The sequence below is a fragment of the Kribbella sp. CA-294648 genome, assembly GCF_050943845.1.
Classification (GTDB): Bacteria; Actinomycetota; Actinomycetes; order Propionibacteriales; family Kribbellaceae; genus Kribbella.
In genome coordinates this window covers 4,687,090-4,701,192 of record NZ_CP191981.1, presented here as the reverse complement: position 1 = coordinate 4,701,192, position 14,103 = coordinate 4,687,090, and the positions used below count along the sequence as shown (strand labels likewise).

The following is a 14,103-nucleotide window of genomic DNA, read 5'->3' as shown; positions in this document are numbered from 1 at the left end:
GAATTCGATGAGCGTGTACAGCCGGGTCACGGTGATCGGGCAGCGGAAGCGGATGGATGCCGTGCTGCCCGCCGACGAGCCGCTCGGCGTACTGCTCCCCGACCTGCTCCGGCTGCTGGACGAGCCGATGCAGCCGACGCCGCAGCGGCGGTTCCTGACCACCGCCGCGGGCACGCTGGTCCCGCCGGAGGGCACCTTGAGCAGTGCCCAGATCACCGACGGCGCCGTACTGCGCCTCGCGGCCGAGGGCGAGCTGCCCCCGCCGCCGACCGTGTACGACGTGACCGAAGAGGCCGTCGAGGACCTGAAGCGGCGCGGCGCGAGCTTCTCGCCCAAGCACCGCCGGATCCTGGCCGGTGCCGGTCTGGTGTTCTCCGCGCTCGCTGCCGCGGTGTCTCTGCTGATCGCCGCGCCGGTCGTGCCGGTCGGCGCCGTCCTGCTGGTACTCGCCGCGATCTGCGCGTTCGCCGGGATCGTGCTCGGCCGCGGCGGAAACACGGTCGTCGCCTTCCCGCTCGTCACCATCACCACGCTGGTGCTGGCGGTGACAGCCGGGTTCTGGGCCGCTGACGCGGGCTGGGAGACCGGGCTCGTGGTGACGTCGGCGGCGTTGTGCCTGAGCTTCGGGCCGCTGATCTTCGCCTGCGCGGGTCTTGCCGGTGGCGGCGTGGTCGCGGGTGCGACCGCGGTGCTGTTCGTCGCTGTCTGGATGGTCGGCCTCGGATCCGGTCTGGCGGCCGGCCGGGTCGGTGCGCTGGCCGCTCTGCTTGCTGTGCTCTTGCTGGGCCTGCTGCCGCGCCTGGCGCTGGCGTTGTCGGGTCTGTCGCGCTTGGACGACCGGCGGGCTGCCGGGCAGGAGATCATGCGCGGTGACGTCCGGAGCGCGTTGAACGCGGCGCACCTCGGTCTGGCGCTGGCGACGGTCCCGATCGGGGTGTCGTCCGCGGTGGCCGGCGTGATGCTGGTGCGCGACGGCTCGGCCTGGGCCATCGGTCTCGCGCTGGTGCTGGCGCTCCTGCTGGCTTCGCGGTCGCGGCTGTATCCGCTGGTCAGTGAGGTCGCGGTGCTGTTCGCGGCGTCCTTCACCGTGGTCGCCGGCTGCGTACTGATCGCGGCGGTGAAGGGCCAGGGCGGCGCGTTCATCGCCCTCGGGCTGCTGGTCGTGGTGGTGATGGTCTGCGCCTTCGGTCTCAGTTTCGCACCGGCGGAGCATGTTCGCGCGCGGCTCACCCAGCTGCTCGACTATGTTGAGGTCGGTGCGATCATCGTGACCGTGCCCTTGGCGCTGGGGGTCTTCGGCGTCTATTCCGACCTGCTGCAAGCTTTCTGACCGGATGGCATGACTGATTCTGACTGGCAGGGCGACATGCTGCGCCGCATCACGGCGGAGCAGTCGGCCGGCGAACAACCTGACAACGCCGACGTTGCCCCGGGCCAGGCAGCACCACCGCCGGCACCGGGGCAGCAGCCCGTGCCCCCGGTCGCCCCCAGTCAGCCACCGCCTCCGCAGTACCCACCGCCGCCGGGCTACCAGCAGCCTCCACCGCAGCAGCCTCCACCGCAGCAGTACCCGCCGCAGCAAGGTCCGCCGCAGGGTTACCCACCGCCGCCGCAGCAGCCGCACCCACCACAGCAGGGCTACCCACCGCCGCCACAGCAGCAGCCGTACCCGCCGCAGCCGGAGTACCAGCAGCCTCCGCCGCAGCAGCAGCCCTACCCACCGCAGCAGCCCTACCCACCGCAGCAGCCACCGCCGCCGCAGTACCAGCAGGGCCCGCCGGGACAGGTTCCGCCGTACCGGCCGGCGCCGTACGAGCAGTACCCGCCGCCTCAGCCTGCCCCGCCTTACGAGCAGCCACCGGCGTACCAGCAGGCGCCGTACGCCGACGGCGCCTACCAGGCCCTGCCGCCGTACCACCAGCAACCACCCGGCCAGGCCGCGCCGCAGTACCAGCAGCAGCCGCCACAGACCCAGACAGGCTGGGGAGCGCCGCAGCCGGAACCTGACTCCGGGGGAGTCTTCAAACGGTTCCGTCGCATCGCGTCGGAGGCGGCCTACCTGGTGGGCGCATCCGGTCAGATGCAGCGCGACGTCGACAACATCGCCGCGGTCCGCCGCCCGATCGCGATCATGCGCAGGGTCGGCGTCCTCAGCCCGGTGACCGGTGCCGGTACGTCGACCGTCACCGCCTTGCTGGCCAGTGTCCTGTCAGCACAGCGCGCGGACCGGGTGGTCGCGGTCGACGCCGACCCGACGGAGGCGGAGCTCTCCCGTCGGCTCGAGCGAGCTCCAGGCTCGGGCGCTCTCGAGGGAGTGAGCCTGGTCCGCAGCGAGACCACGGTCGAGTCGGTCCGGAGCACGCTGGCCGAGGTCCAGGGCCAGGGCGCCCGGGACGTAGGACTGGCCGTCGTCGACTGCCCGGACACGATGTTCGGCGAGATCAGTACCGAGCTGGCCACCAACGGCCACGCGACGGTGCTTGTCGTACCGTCGATCCAGCACATCGCGACGTACGCGCTGGGGCAGCTGGACCAGCTCACGCCGGCCGGTCAGGACGTGCTGCTGACCCGCGGCATCATCGTCATCACGATCACCCAGAACGTCGACCCGGAATCGGTCCGCTGGCTGGTCGAGGCGTTCCGCCAGCGCGGTCTCGATCCGGTCGTGATCCCGTACGACCTGCACGTCGCGCAAGCCTGGCCGCTGCGCACGGAGCAGCTGCAGGCGGAGACCCGCCGCGCGGTCCTGGACCTGGCCGCCCGGGTGGTCGGTGTGGTCACCCGGACCACCGCCGGCTGACAGGTTTTCTGCACCAGCGGCTGAACCGACCTGCTGATTCGGCCGTGTGTGTGGTTGTGACCCGTCCGCGGCCGCGTCTTTCGGCCGATTTTTGGCCGGGTCCGGTAGAAAGCTAAATGCCAAGCGTTCAACTACTTGCCAGCAGGCTCCTGGAGGTCCAGATTCATGAGCGACAACACGGCAGAACTCGGCCGAGCGATCGACACCTTGCGCGACCGGCGGGCGGTGCTGCGCGGCGCGGCAGTGGTCGGCCTGGCGGGCGTCAGCGTTCCGCTGCTCGCAGCGTGCGGTGACGACGGCGCCGCCGGCGGTACGCCGACCACGGGCGGCACCAGCTCCGCACCGACCTCGGCACCGGCGTCGACCCCTGCCTCGTCCGCTCCGCCGTCCAGCGGTGGCGGGGGAGCGGTGCTCGGTCCGGTCAGCGACGTCCCGGTCGGCGGCGGCAAGGTGTTCGCCGACAAGATCGTGGTGACCCAGCCGAAAGCCGGTGAGTACAAGGGCTTCTCGGCGATCTGCACGCACAAGGGCTGCCCGGTCAAGACGGTGGAGAACAACACCATCAACTGCCCGTGCCACGGCAGCAAGTTCAGCGTCGAGGACGGCAGCGTGAAGGCCGGTCCCGCGACCTCGCCGCTGGCGCCGATCCAGGTGACGGTCCAGGGCGGCAACATTCTCGGCCCCGCCTGACCCAGCACAACGGACAGGCCCGGCCGACAGCGGCCGGGCCTGCCTTTTACCGACTCAGTTCTGTCCCACCGCCGGGTCGACCTTGCCGGCGTACAGCAGCTTGTTCGGCGAGCCCGTGCCCGGTTCGCCGACCTTGTCCGCGGTCGACGCGCCGAGCAGCGCGGTGGCTACGTCGGCCGGCTTGGCCTCCGGGTGCGCGCCTAGGTACAGCGCGATGGCACCGGCCACGTGCGGGGTCGCCATCGACGTACCGCTCATCTTGGCCGTCGAGTCCGGCGAGGTGATGCCGGCCGACTCGACGTCCACGCCGGGCGCGAACAGGTCGAGGCACTTGCCCCAGTTGGAGAACGTCGCCTTGGCGTCCTTGTCGTCGGTCGCGCCGACCGTGATCGCCGACGGCTCCTTGGCCGGTGAGCTGCCGCAGGCGTCCGACGAATCGTTGCCTGCCGCAACGGCATAGGTGACGCCGGAGTCGACCGACTTCTTCACCGCCGCGTCCAGTGCCGCGTCGGCGCCGCCGCCGAGGCTCATGTTCGCGACGGCCGGCTTCTTCGCGTTCGCCGTCACCCACTCGATCCCGGCCACGACGCTCTCGGTCGAGCCCGAGCCGTTGCAGTCGAGCACCCGGACGCCGAAGATCTTCGCGCCCTTGGCCAGCCCGAAGGTCGTCCCGGCGACGGTGCCGGCCACGTGCGTGCCGTGACCCATGCAGTCGACGCCGTTCTGGCCGTCGCCGACGGTGTCCGTGCCGACCGACGCGCGGTCGCCGAAGTCCTTGTGCGCGGGGTAGATGCCGGTGTCGATCACGTACACGTTGACGTTGTCGGCGGGCGCCGCCGGCTCGAACTTCTTGTCCAGCGGCAGGTCCCGCTGGTCGGACCGGTCCAGGCCCCACGGCGGATTGTCCTGGTTGGCGGTGAACTTCTGGTTCTGCTGGACGAACGCGACCCGCGAGTCGCCGGCCATCTTCTGGGCCTGCTCGGGCGTCATGCTCGCCGAGAAACCCTTGATGGACGCACTGAACTGCTTGCGCACCTTCGCGTCGTACGACGCCGACAGGCTCTGCGTGGTCGCCCGCGTCTCGACGGCCGACCGGGCACCGGACAGTACGACGACGTAGGTGCCGGGGATGGCGGACGTGCTGCCGGCCCCACGGACGGAGGCGGTTGGGGCCTCCGCCGGGATGGGACCGGCATGACTGGTGGTCGTGGTGGCGACCAGACCGGCTGCCGCGATCGCGGCGGCGGCCGTGGCGCCGATGGCGGTCCTCAACCGACGGGGTGGTGTCACTGGGGACATGGGCGGAGCTCCCTCGAGTCAGCGCGGGCCCGGTTGCCTCACGCTCGGATCCTGCACGTCAACCCTGGGTGACAAGTTACGGATCGCGCCCATCCCAATCGGGGATCAAACGAGCAGTATGAGGTAAGCCGCAACACGATCTCCGCGCGATCGTGAGGTCGGTCGGTCGTTGTCGGTGCGCCGAACCTAGTGCCCTACCTCCGACATTCCATGGCGCTAGCGGCGCCCAGGCACGCACCTCGCGGCACTGGCGAAGCATCCACGATGCTTCGCATCGAGCACGCTCCTCCAGCACCGCGATGCACGCACCTGAACACCGCTATCGCTCATGGAATGTCGGAGGTAGGGCACTAGGCTGGGCCGGTGGCTGATCCTTCCTCCTACCGTCCCGCTCCCGGGTCGATCCCCGACTCACCTGGTGTGTACCGCTTCAGCGACGCCGCCGGGCGGGTTATCTATGTCGGCAAGGCGAAGAACCTGCGGTCCCGGCTGTCGTCGTACTTCCAGGACGTGGTCAACCTGCACCCGCGGACCCAGACGATGGTGACCACGGCGGCCAAGGTCGACTGGACGGTGGTGGCCAACGAGGTCGAGTCGCTGCAACTGGAGTACTCCTGGATCAAGGAGTACGACCCGCGCTTCAACGTGAAGTACCGCGACGACAAGTCCTACCCCTGGCTCGCGATCACCCTGAACGAGGAGTACCCGCGGGTGATGGTCGGCCGCGGCCCCAAGAAGAAGGGCGTCCGGTACTTCGGTCCGTACAGTCACGCGTGGGCGATCCGGGAGACGGTCGACCTGCTGTTGCGGGTGTTCCCGATGCGCTCCTGCAGCAAGGGCGTCTTCAACCGGCACCGCCAGATCGGCCGGCCCTGCCTGCTCGGCTACATCGGCAAGTGCGCCGCGCCCTGCACCGGCCAGGTCAGCCAGGACGAGCACCGCAAGATCGTCGAGGACTTCTCCGCGTTCCTGTCCGGCCAGACCGCGACGTACGTGCGCCGGCTGGAGAAGGAGATGAAGGCGGCAGCGGCCGAGCTGGAGTACGAGCGGGCCGCGAAGATCCGCGACGACCTGAGCGCGCTGGACAAGGCGCTGGCGAAGAACGCGGTGGTGCTCGGCGACGGGACCGACACGGACGTGATCGCGCTGTCGGAGGACCCGCTCGAGGTCGCCGTACAGATCTTCTATGTGCGGGGTGGGCGGATTCGCGGTCAGCGGGGCTGGATCGCGGACAAGGCCGACGGTGACGCGACGACCGCCGACCTGGTCGAGCGGTTCATCCAGCAGATGTACGCCAGTGAGACCGCTGACGCGATTCCGCGCGAGATCCTGGTGCCGACCCTGCCCGCGGGCGAGGAGGCGCTGGTCGAGTGGCTGTCGGAGCTGCGCGGTTCCCGGGTCGCGATCCGGGTGCCGCAGCGCGGTGACAAGAAGGACCTGATGGCGACCGTCGAGCGGAACGCGCTGCAGACGCTGACGATGCACAAGACCAAGCGGGCCAGCGATCTGACCACGCGGAACCTTGCCCTGGAGGAGATCCAGGCGGCCCTCGATCTGCCCGAGGCGCCGCTGCGGATGGAGTGCTACGACGTCTCGAACCTGCAGGGCACCGAGGTGGTCGCGTCGATGGTCGTCTTCGAGGACGGCCTGCCACGCAAGAGCGAGTACCGGCGGTTCGTGATCAAGGGGGTCGACGGGCAGAACGACGTCGCCTCGATCGCCGAGGTACTGACCCGGCGGTTCAAGCGGATGCTGGAAGACCGCGCCGACATCCCGGTGGGGGAGGACCCCACGGCGTACCTGGTCGATCCGGAGACGGGCCGGGCGAAGAAGTTCGCCTACACGCCCGGACTGGTCGTCGTCGACGGCGGTCCACCTCAGGTCGCGGCCGCTCGCCAGGCGATGGACGAGCTCGGCCTCGGCGACATCCCGGTCTGCGGCCTGGCCAAACGGCTCGAAGAGGTCTGGCTGCCCGACGACGAGGACCCGGTCATCTTCTCCCGTACTTCGGAAGGCCTCTACCTGCTGCAGCGGCTGCGCGACGAGGCCCACCGGTTCGCCATCACCCATCACCGCAACCGGCGGTCGAAGTCGATGGTGGAGAGCGTGCTGGACGAGGTCGCCGGTCTCGGCGAGGTCCGCCGCAAGACGCTGCTCAAACACTTCGGCTCGCTGAAGAAGTTGCGCCAGGCGACGATCGACGAGGTGGCCGAACTGCCCGGTTTCGGCCGGCGGACGGCCGAGTCCGTCGTACTGGCAGTGAATTCGGCGGCAACGAAGGCCGACACCGGTCGGGCGCCGTCGGTCAACACCGCGACGGGCGAGATACTGGACGACGACGGGCCGGACCTCACCGGTCTGACCAGCGGGGACCTGAACGGGGAGAACTGAGAACTGATGGACGAGTCGAGCGGCAACCTCATCATCGTGTCCGGGATGTCCGGCGCGGGACGGAGCTCGGTCGCGGACGTACTGGAAGACCTCGGCTGGTTCGTGGTCGACAACCTGCCACCGATGTTCCTGACCACGATCGTCGAGCAGGTGGTCGGCACCGGCGCCTCACCCCGGCTTGCGATCGTCGTGGACGTCCGGACCGGGATGTTCTTCGACGAGCTCGGCGCCGCCATCGAGGACCTGCGGGCCAAGGGCTACCGGCCGGTGACGCTGTTCCTGGAGGCCTCCGACGACGTCATCGTGCGCCGGCAGGAGAGCGTCCGGCGGCCGCACCCGCTGCAGGGTGAGGGCCGGCTGCTGACCGGGATCCAGCGCGAACGCGAGCTGCTCGGCGACATCCGGGCCGGCGCCGACATGGTGATCGACACCTCCAACCTGAACATCCACCAGCTCGCCGCGAAGATCGTGAACGGCTTCGGCGACGAGGAGAACGCCGAGCTGCGGGCCACCGTGGTGTCGTTCGGGTTCAAGTACGGCATCCCGGTCGACGCCGACGTGGTGGCCGACATGCGGTTCGTGCCGAACCCGTACTGGCAGCCCGACCTGCGCCCGATGACGGGCCAGGACAAGCCTGTGTCAGACTTCGTGCTCGGTCATCCGCTGGCCCAGCAGTTCCTGCAGAACTATGTGGACGTGCTGGACACGCTGCGGACCGGGTATCTGAACGAGGGCAAGCGGTTCGTCACGGTCGCGATCGGCTGCACCGGTGGAAAGCACCGGAGCGTCGCGATGGCCGAGGAGATCGCGAAACGGCTGCGGGAGAAGGGGTCACCGACGTTGGTCGTCCACAGGGATCTGGGGCGGGAGTGACAAGAGCTCCACGTGTCGTTGCACTGGGCGGCGGGCATGGCCTCGCCGCCTCGCTGTCCGCGCTGCGGCAGGTCACCGACCAGCTGACCGCCGTCGTCACGGTCGCCGACAACGGCGGCTCCTCGGGCCGGCTCCGCAAGGAGCTCGGCGTGCTGCCGCCGGGGGACCTGCGGATGGCGCTGGCCGCGTTGTGTCGCGACGACGAGTGGGGCCGCACCTGGGCCGACGTCCTGCAGCACCGCTTCCGCAGTGATGGTGAGTTGCACGACCATGCGGTCGGCAATCTGCTCATCGTGGCTTTGTGGGAGCTACTGGGCGAGGCCGTTGACGGACTGGACTGGGTGGCCAGACTGCTCGGCGCCCAAGGCCGGGTGCTGCCGATGTCGGCCGTGCCGCTGGACATCACCGCACGGGTGCTCGGTCTCGATCCCGCGCATCCGCAGGCGATCACGGAGATCCGCGGCCAGGCGGAGGTCGCGACCACAGAAGGTCACGTGGTGGACGTCGCCCTCGACCCGGCCGACCCACCGGCCTGCCCAGAGGCGCTGGTCGCGATCGCGGAGGCCGACTGGGTCGTGGTCGGTCCCGGTTCCTGGTTCACCTCGGTGATCCCGAACCTGCTCGTCCCGGCGTTGTGCCGCGGACTGGAGCAGACCACCGCGCGCCGGCTGCTCACCCTGAACCTCGGTGAGCAGAAGGGCGAGACGGACGGGTTCTCCCCGGAGACGCACCTCGAAGTACTGGCCGCGCACGCGCCCGATCTGCGGATCGACGTGGTGCTCGCCGACGAAGGACACGTGCCGGACCCCGAGTCGCTGCGCCGGACAGCGGAGGGACTCGGGGCCGAGCTGGTCGTCGCCGACATCGCCGACGACGGCCAGCACCTGCGGCACGATCCGGGCAAACTCGCCAAGCTCTACCGCGAGCTTCTGGTCTAACGGGCGTCGGCATCGACGTCGTGCTTGGCGTCGTAGACCTTTTCGCCCTGCGCGTCGTAGCCGCGGATCCGGACGTTCTTGATGTCGGAGTTCCCGCCGGTCAGGCCCCAGATGAAGTAGCCGTTGGAGATCAGCGCCTTGACCGGGCCGATCTTCGGCAGGTCCACGATGATCTGCGCCACCCCGTCGGGGACCTGCCCCCACTCCAGCTGGATCCCGAACTTCCCGGTGGCCGGGACGCCCGAGCGGCCGTAGTCGTAGTTGTCGGCCTTGTTGTACATGTGGCACCACATGACGACGTTGTCGCCGGGAGAGACGAGCAGGGCGGTGAAGTCGATCCCGGTCCCTGTCTTCAGGACCACCTGCCAGTCGGGTGAGATCTTCCCGGCGTCGGTCGTCCGCCGGTCACCGGCCGGGCCGGCCGTGAAGTAGGCGTCGTCCGGCTTCCTGCACCTGGTCCGGATCCGGTCGTCGGACTCCGGGCTGACCGGCGGCGTCGCCACCAGCGGCTTCCCGGTCTCCGGGTCCTCGGTCAGTTCCACCTCGGGCGTGATCGCCGGCTGCAGCGTGATCTTCACGCTCGCCGGGACCGGGGTCGGCTTCGAGATCTCGATCTTCTGGTACTTCCAGTCGTACAAACGCTGACCTGCGGCGTCGTACGCCCTGACCCGCTGGACTGACGGCTGCCACTCCTCCGGCGCCGTCTTTCCCGCCGTCTTGTAGGCCTCGTCCCAGGTGGGATATCCGAGCGTGAAGAAGCCCTCGGGACCGACCAGGGCGAGCCGCGGCGCCGCCTCGCCGGCCAGGTTCACCAGCACCTGGGTAGCGCCGTCGACGGGCACCCGGACGTTCCCCTGCACGGCCTGTGGCCGCTGGTCCTTCGAAGCCTTGCCCGCTGAGAAAACCTGGGTCGTGCTGTAACGCCCGTGGGTCTTGCCCCGCTCCGGGCCCTCCATCGTGCAGGTGGAGACGATCGACTTGTCCGGTGCGAGGAAGAGCGCCTGCAGCCGCTGCTGGTCACCGCTCTTCACGAGCACCGTCCAGCGGGCATCGATCGGGCCGGCCTTGTCGAAGGTGTTGGCGCCAAGCCGCTGCATGGACGTCACGTACTGGACGTCGGAATCCTTGCAGCGCTTCAGTACCTCGGCGTCGGACAGCGGGCTCACCGGCGGTGGTGCCTGGGCCGTCTTGCCGGACTCGTTGTCGACCACGCGGCCGGTCTTGGCGTCGACGGTGATGGTCTCGTTCTTCGGCGTACCGGCCGGGCCGTCGCTCTGGTTCAGGGTGTTCGACCAGGCGGTCAGGCCGCCGATGACGGCGACCGTGGTGAAGGCCGCGGTGGAGACGATCGCGATCCGGCTGCGGCGTACCGAGCGGCGGCCGCGCCGGACGATGTCGTCGACGGTGTACCGGGTCGGCCGGTCGGTGTCGTCCGCGGCGGCTGCCAGCAGGTCTTCGAGGTCGGTCATGATGCTGCTCTTTCGCCGAGTAGTTCGCGGAGCTGGATCAGGCCGCGGGAGGTCTGGCTCTTGACGGTGCCGGTCGAGATGCCGAGCACCTGAGCTGTCTCCTCGATGCTCAGGTCGGCGTAGTGACGCAGTACGACGCACGCCCGCTGGCCGGCCGGGATGCCGGCCAGCGCGGCGATGACCACCTGCCGGTCGTCGACGATCCCGGCGCCGTCGGGGCGTGGCAGCTCGCCGGGTTCGGCGGTCGAGTGCTCGCGGCGCCATGGCCGCCTCGCCTGGTCGAGCACCACCGAGACGACCACCTTGTGCGCGTAGGTGTTCAGGCCGTCCTGCCGGTGGAGCTTGTCCCACCGGCGGTAGATCCGTACCAGCGCGTCCTGCGCGGCATCCTCGGCCCGGTGCCAGTCACCGCACATCAGGTACGCCGTTCGTCGCAACCTGCCCAGGGCGGCCGCAGCGAACTCGGTGAAGTCCGCTTCGTCGCGTCTCCGCATCCCCACTCCTCTCGTCCGACCAGGTAACGCAACGAACCACCCGAAAGGTTGTCGCCACCCGTAACACGCACCCCCACCCACCAGTTGGAAACCAAGTGACCACCACGCACCCGCACCAGCGGCACCCCCACCACCCCGCGCCTGAAGCGAGCTTTGTTCCTCACCACGCCGCGAGCGGAGCGAGTGGCTTCCGAGGGTCTTTGACAGCAGTGGGAGGATTCCCTACATGGCGATGACAGCACAGGTGAAGTCCGAGCTGACCAGCATCCAGGTCACGAAACCCTGTTGCCGCAAGGCCGAGGTGTCCTCCGTCCTGCGGTTCGCGGGCGGTCTGCACATCGTGTCCGGCCGGATCGTGGTGGAGGCCGAGCTCGACAGCGGGGCCGCGGCCCGCCGGCTGCGCAAGGACATCGCCGAGATCTTCGGGCACCCCTCGGACGTCGTGGTGATCTCCCCGTCCGGGATCCGCAAGCAGACGAAGTACGTCGTCCGCGTGGTCCGCGACGGCGACGCGCTGGCGCGGCAGACCGGCCTGGTGGACAACCGCGGCCGCCCGGTCCGTGGCCTGCCGCCCGCTGTCGTCTCCGGGGCGTCTTGTGACGCCGTGGCGGCCTGGCGCGGCGCATTCCTGGCGCACGGCTCACTGACCGAGCCCGGGCGGTCCTCGTCGCTCGAGGTGACCTGCCCCGGTCCGGAGGCCGCGCTGGCGCTGGTGGGTGCGGCCCGGCGGCTCGGGATCGGTTCGAAGGCCCGCGAGGTGCGCAACGTTGACCGCGTGGTGATCCGCGACGGCGACGCGATCGGTGCGCTGCTGACCCGCCTCGGCGCGCACGAGTCGGTGCTGGCCTGGGAGGAGCGGCGGATGCGGCGCGAGGTCCGCGCCACCGCGAACCGGCTGGCCAACTTCGACGACGCGAACCTGCGCCGCTCCGCGCGGGCTGCTGTAGCTGCCGGTGCGCGAGTCGAGCGGGCACTGGAGATCCTCGGCGACGACGTACCGGATCACCTGCAGGTGGCGGGCAAGCTGCGGCTGGAGCACAAGCAGGCCAGCCTGGAAGAGCTCGGTCAGCTGCACGAGCCGGCGCTCACCAAGGACGCGGTCGCGGGCCGGATCCGCCGGCTGCTGGCGATGGCCGACAAGCGCGCCGCCGACCTCGGCATCCCGAACACCGAAGCCAACCTCACCCCCGACATGCTCGACCCGGCCTGACCGACCCGGCCTGACCGACCTCGGCTCGCTGACTCCGCCTGGTCGGCTCCTGAGTGATCGTGTCCGGACCGTGTTCTGACCCGGGTTGACCGGGGATTCTGCGCTGCTTGGATTGCCGTACGGGGAAACTCCATCCGACGACAAACTGAGGACCCGATGGGCGACGCATCAGACGAGGCCAAGGCCAGGGACGACCTAGAACGGGTCAGAACTGAGAACGCGATCAAGGCGATGCAGCGCGAAGCGGAGATGCGCAAGCTTCGCGAGCAACAACAGGGCAACCAGGGCAACATGGTGGCGGCCCCGCAGGCGACCGGCCAGAACAGCATCGTCGCCGACGGCACCGCCGGCGTCGGCTGGCCGGACAGCGAGGTTCGGGCTGAGCCCGGGCGACTGACTCAGGCGGCGGGCAAGCTGGGTCTCGGTAGGGCCGGGGACGCGGAGCTTGCCAAGCGTCTCCTCAACGACGGGCAGCCGGCACCGGGGAGCCGCGGCTCGGCGTCGGGCGATGCGGGGAAGGGTGCGGCGGACACCGCCGGCGCCCGGGCGAAGGCCGCGGGAGTCCGCGGGGTCAACCCGGCCCTGGAGCACTGAGAGTCCGCGGGGCAAAGCCCGCCCTCGAGCACCGACGGCGAGAAGTTCTCCTGTGCGACCGGCGACCGCGGACGAAATTCCGGGGTTGCCGGTCGTTCGCAGTGGTCTGCTCAGAAGGCTACTGGTGGGTCAGGGTGGTCTGATGTGGACGGTACCAGTGGGTCGAGTGGGCTGTTGGGCTAGTGTTTCGGGCATAGCGGCAGTGCTCAAAAGCTAGATCTGAGGAGACGCAGTCCCGTGACCGTTCGCGTAGGTATCAACGGCTTCGGCCGGATCGGCCGTAACTTCTTCCGCGCCGTACAGGCGTCCGGTGCCGACATCGAGGTCGTCGCCGTCAACGACTTGACCGACAACCAGACCCTGGCCCACCTGCTGAAGTACGACTCGATCCTGGGCCGTTTCCCCGGCGACGTGTCCGCGACCGAGACCGACATCTCCGTCGGCGGCCACACGTTCAAGGCATTCGCCGAGCGCGACCCCGCCAACCTGAAGTGGTCCGACGTCGGCGCCGACGTGGTGATCGAGTCGACCGGCTTCTTCACCGACGCCACCAAGGCCAAGACGCACGCCGACAACGGCGCCAAGAAGGTCATCATCTCCGCCCCGGCGAAGAACGAGGACCTGACCGTGGTGATGGGCGTCAACCACGAGCTGTACGACGCCGACCAGCACACGGTCATCTCGAACGCGTCCTGCACCACGAACTGCCTCGCGCCGATGGCCAAGGCCATCCACGACGAGTTCGTCATCCAGCAGGGCCTGATGACCACGATCCACGCCTACACCCAGGACCAGAACCTGCAGGACGGCCCGCACTCGGACCTGCGTCGCGCCCGCGCCGCGGCCCTGAACATCGTGCCGACCTCGACCGGTGCCGCGAAGGCGATCGGCCTGGTCCTGCCCGAGCTCAAGGGCAAGCTGGACGGCTACGCGCTGCGCGTCCCGGTGCCGACCGGCTCGGCCACCGACCTGACCATCACCGTCGGCCGGGAGACCTCGGTCGAGGAGGTCAACGCCGCCGTCAAGGCCGCGGCCGAGGGTGCGCTCAAGGGCTACCTGCGCTACACCGAGGACCCGATCGTGTCGAGCGACATCGTCACCGACCCGGCGTCCTGCATCTTCGACGCGGGCCTGACCAAGGTGCTCGGCAACCAGGTCAAGGTCGTCGGCTGGTACGACAACGAGTGGGGTTACTCCAACCGCCTCGTCGACCTGGTCAACTACGTCGGCGCCTCGCTCTGACGTTCCTTTCCACAGCTTGCGTCCGATGACGGCCCGCGTACCGCGAGCCGGACTCGGGCGCAAGCCTGTTTCGACAGAGGACAACTGAACTGTGCTCAGGAGA

General features: G+C 69.4%; 12 protein-coding genes. 9 read left to right on the top strand and 3 right to left on the bottom strand.

Annotated features, from left to right (window positions below; all coding sequences use genetic code 11):
* Positions 1–7 precede the first annotated feature (7 nt).
* From ACQPYM_RS22335 to ACQPYM_RS22325, 3 genes are all read left to right on the top strand, one after another.
* On the top strand, positions 8–1,330 hold the full coding sequence (locus ACQPYM_RS22335; RefSeq protein WP_433002922.1) for an EsaB/YukD family protein: 1,323 nt from the start codon (positions 8–10) through the stop codon (positions 1,328–1,330).
* Positions 1,331–1,339: 9 nt separating this feature from the next.
* Entirely contained in the window at positions 1,340–2,800 is a 1,461-nt protein-coding gene (locus ACQPYM_RS22330) for a hypothetical protein (protein ID WP_433002919.1), read from the top strand.
* A 165-nt stretch (positions 2,801–2,965) separates the two neighbouring features.
* Positions 2,966–3,490 carry a Rieske (2Fe-2S) protein gene (locus ACQPYM_RS22325; RefSeq protein ID WP_433002916.1) on the top strand — a complete coding sequence of 175 codons (525 nt, stop codon included), beginning with the start codon at positions 2,966–2,968 and terminating at the stop codon, positions 3,488–3,490.
* A gap of 54 nt (positions 3,491–3,544) precedes the next feature.
* On the opposite strand, the gene ACQPYM_RS22320 is transcribed toward ACQPYM_RS22325, so the two are convergent.
* Complete coding sequence (locus ACQPYM_RS22320) at positions 3,545–4,789, bottom strand: S8 family serine peptidase (protein WP_433002913.1); 1,245 nt, start codon at positions 4,787–4,789, stop codon at positions 3,545–3,547.
* A 363-nt stretch (positions 4,790–5,152) separates the two neighbouring features.
* Between ACQPYM_RS22320 and uvrC the strand changes: the two genes are divergently transcribed.
* From uvrC to ACQPYM_RS22305, 3 genes are read left to right on the top strand one after another with little or no spacing between them, the layout of a single operon-like run.
* On the top strand, positions 5,153–7,180 hold the full coding sequence (uvrC, locus tag ACQPYM_RS22315) for an excinuclease ABC subunit UvrC (RefSeq protein WP_433002910.1): 2,028 nt from the start codon (positions 5,153–5,155) through the stop codon (positions 7,178–7,180).
* 6 nt (positions 7,181–7,186) lie between these two features.
* Positions 7,187–8,053, top strand: a complete 867-nt coding sequence (gene rapZ / locus ACQPYM_RS22310) for an RNase adapter RapZ (protein ID WP_360273391.1) — start codon at positions 7,187–7,189, stop codon at positions 8,051–8,053.
* Positions 8,050–8,991 (top strand): gluconeogenesis factor YvcK family protein, encoded by a 942-nt coding sequence (locus ACQPYM_RS22305; RefSeq protein ID WP_360273394.1) that lies wholly within the window; start codon positions 8,050–8,052, stop codon positions 8,989–8,991. The genes rapZ and ACQPYM_RS22305 overlap by 4 nt, the downstream gene beginning before the upstream one ends.
* On the opposite strand, the gene ACQPYM_RS22300 is transcribed toward ACQPYM_RS22305, so the two are convergent.
* Positions 8,988–10,460, bottom strand: coding sequence for a hypothetical protein (locus tag ACQPYM_RS22300; protein ID WP_433002906.1), 1,473 nt, complete (start codon positions 10,458–10,460; stop codon positions 8,988–8,990). The two genes, ACQPYM_RS22305 and ACQPYM_RS22300, sit on opposite strands and share 4 nt — an antisense overlap.
* Complete coding sequence (locus ACQPYM_RS22295) at positions 10,457–10,954, bottom strand: SigE family RNA polymerase sigma factor (protein WP_433002903.1); 498 nt, start codon at positions 10,952–10,954, stop codon at positions 10,457–10,459. Before ACQPYM_RS22295 ends, ACQPYM_RS22300 begins: the two co-directional genes overlap by 4 nt.
* Before the next feature lie 226 nt (positions 10,955–11,180).
* Between ACQPYM_RS22295 and whiA the strand changes: the two genes are divergently transcribed.
* The 3 genes from whiA to gap all read left to right on the top strand — a co-directional run bounded on the left by whiA (position 11,181) and on the right by gap (position 14,000).
* Positions 11,181–12,164: a DNA-binding protein WhiA gene (gene whiA / locus ACQPYM_RS22290; protein ID WP_020384835.1), complete on the top strand. Its 984-nt coding sequence runs from the start codon at positions 11,181–11,183 to the stop codon at positions 12,162–12,164.
* A 156-nt stretch (positions 12,165–12,320) separates the two neighbouring features.
* The gene (locus ACQPYM_RS22285; RefSeq protein WP_433002899.1) at positions 12,321–12,758 is read left to right on the top strand and encodes a hypothetical protein; all 438 of its coding nucleotides are present in this window, start codon (positions 12,321–12,323) and stop codon (positions 12,756–12,758) included.
* Between the two features lie 237 nt (positions 12,759–12,995).
* Positions 12,996–14,000, top strand: coding sequence for a type I glyceraldehyde-3-phosphate dehydrogenase (gene gap / locus ACQPYM_RS22280; RefSeq protein ID WP_020384834.1), 1,005 nt, complete (start codon positions 12,996–12,998; stop codon positions 13,998–14,000).
* Positions 14,001–14,103: the final 103 nt, after the last annotated feature.

Coding starts and splice junctions, on each gene's coding strand:
- ACQPYM_RS22300 (WP_433002906.1), bottom strand. CDS start 10,460: ATGACCGACCTCGAAGACCTGCTGGCAGCCGCCGCGGACGACACCGAC.
- whiA (WP_020384835.1), top strand. CDS start 11,181: ATGGCGATGACAGCACAGGTGAAGTCCGAGCTGACCAGCATCCAGGTC.
- ACQPYM_RS22330 (WP_433002919.1), top strand. CDS start 1,340: ATGACTGATTCTGACTGGCAGGGCGACATGCTGCGCCGCATCACGGCG.
- ACQPYM_RS22320 (WP_433002913.1), bottom strand. CDS start 4,789: ATGTCCCCAGTGACACCACCCCGTCGGTTGAGGACCGCCATCGGCGCC.
- ACQPYM_RS22285 (WP_433002899.1), top strand. CDS start 12,321: ATGGGCGACGCATCAGACGAGGCCAAGGCCAGGGACGACCTAGAACGG.
- ACQPYM_RS22335 (WP_433002922.1), top strand. CDS start 8: ATGAGCGTGTACAGCCGGGTCACGGTGATCGGGCAGCGGAAGCGGATG.
- ACQPYM_RS22295 (WP_433002903.1), bottom strand. CDS start 10,954: ATGCGGAGACGCGACGAAGCGGACTTCACCGAGTTCGCTGCGGCCGCC.
- rapZ (WP_360273391.1), top strand. CDS start 7,187: ATGGACGAGTCGAGCGGCAACCTCATCATCGTGTCCGGGATGTCCGGC.
- ACQPYM_RS22325 (WP_433002916.1), top strand. CDS start 2,966: ATGAGCGACAACACGGCAGAACTCGGCCGAGCGATCGACACCTTGCGC.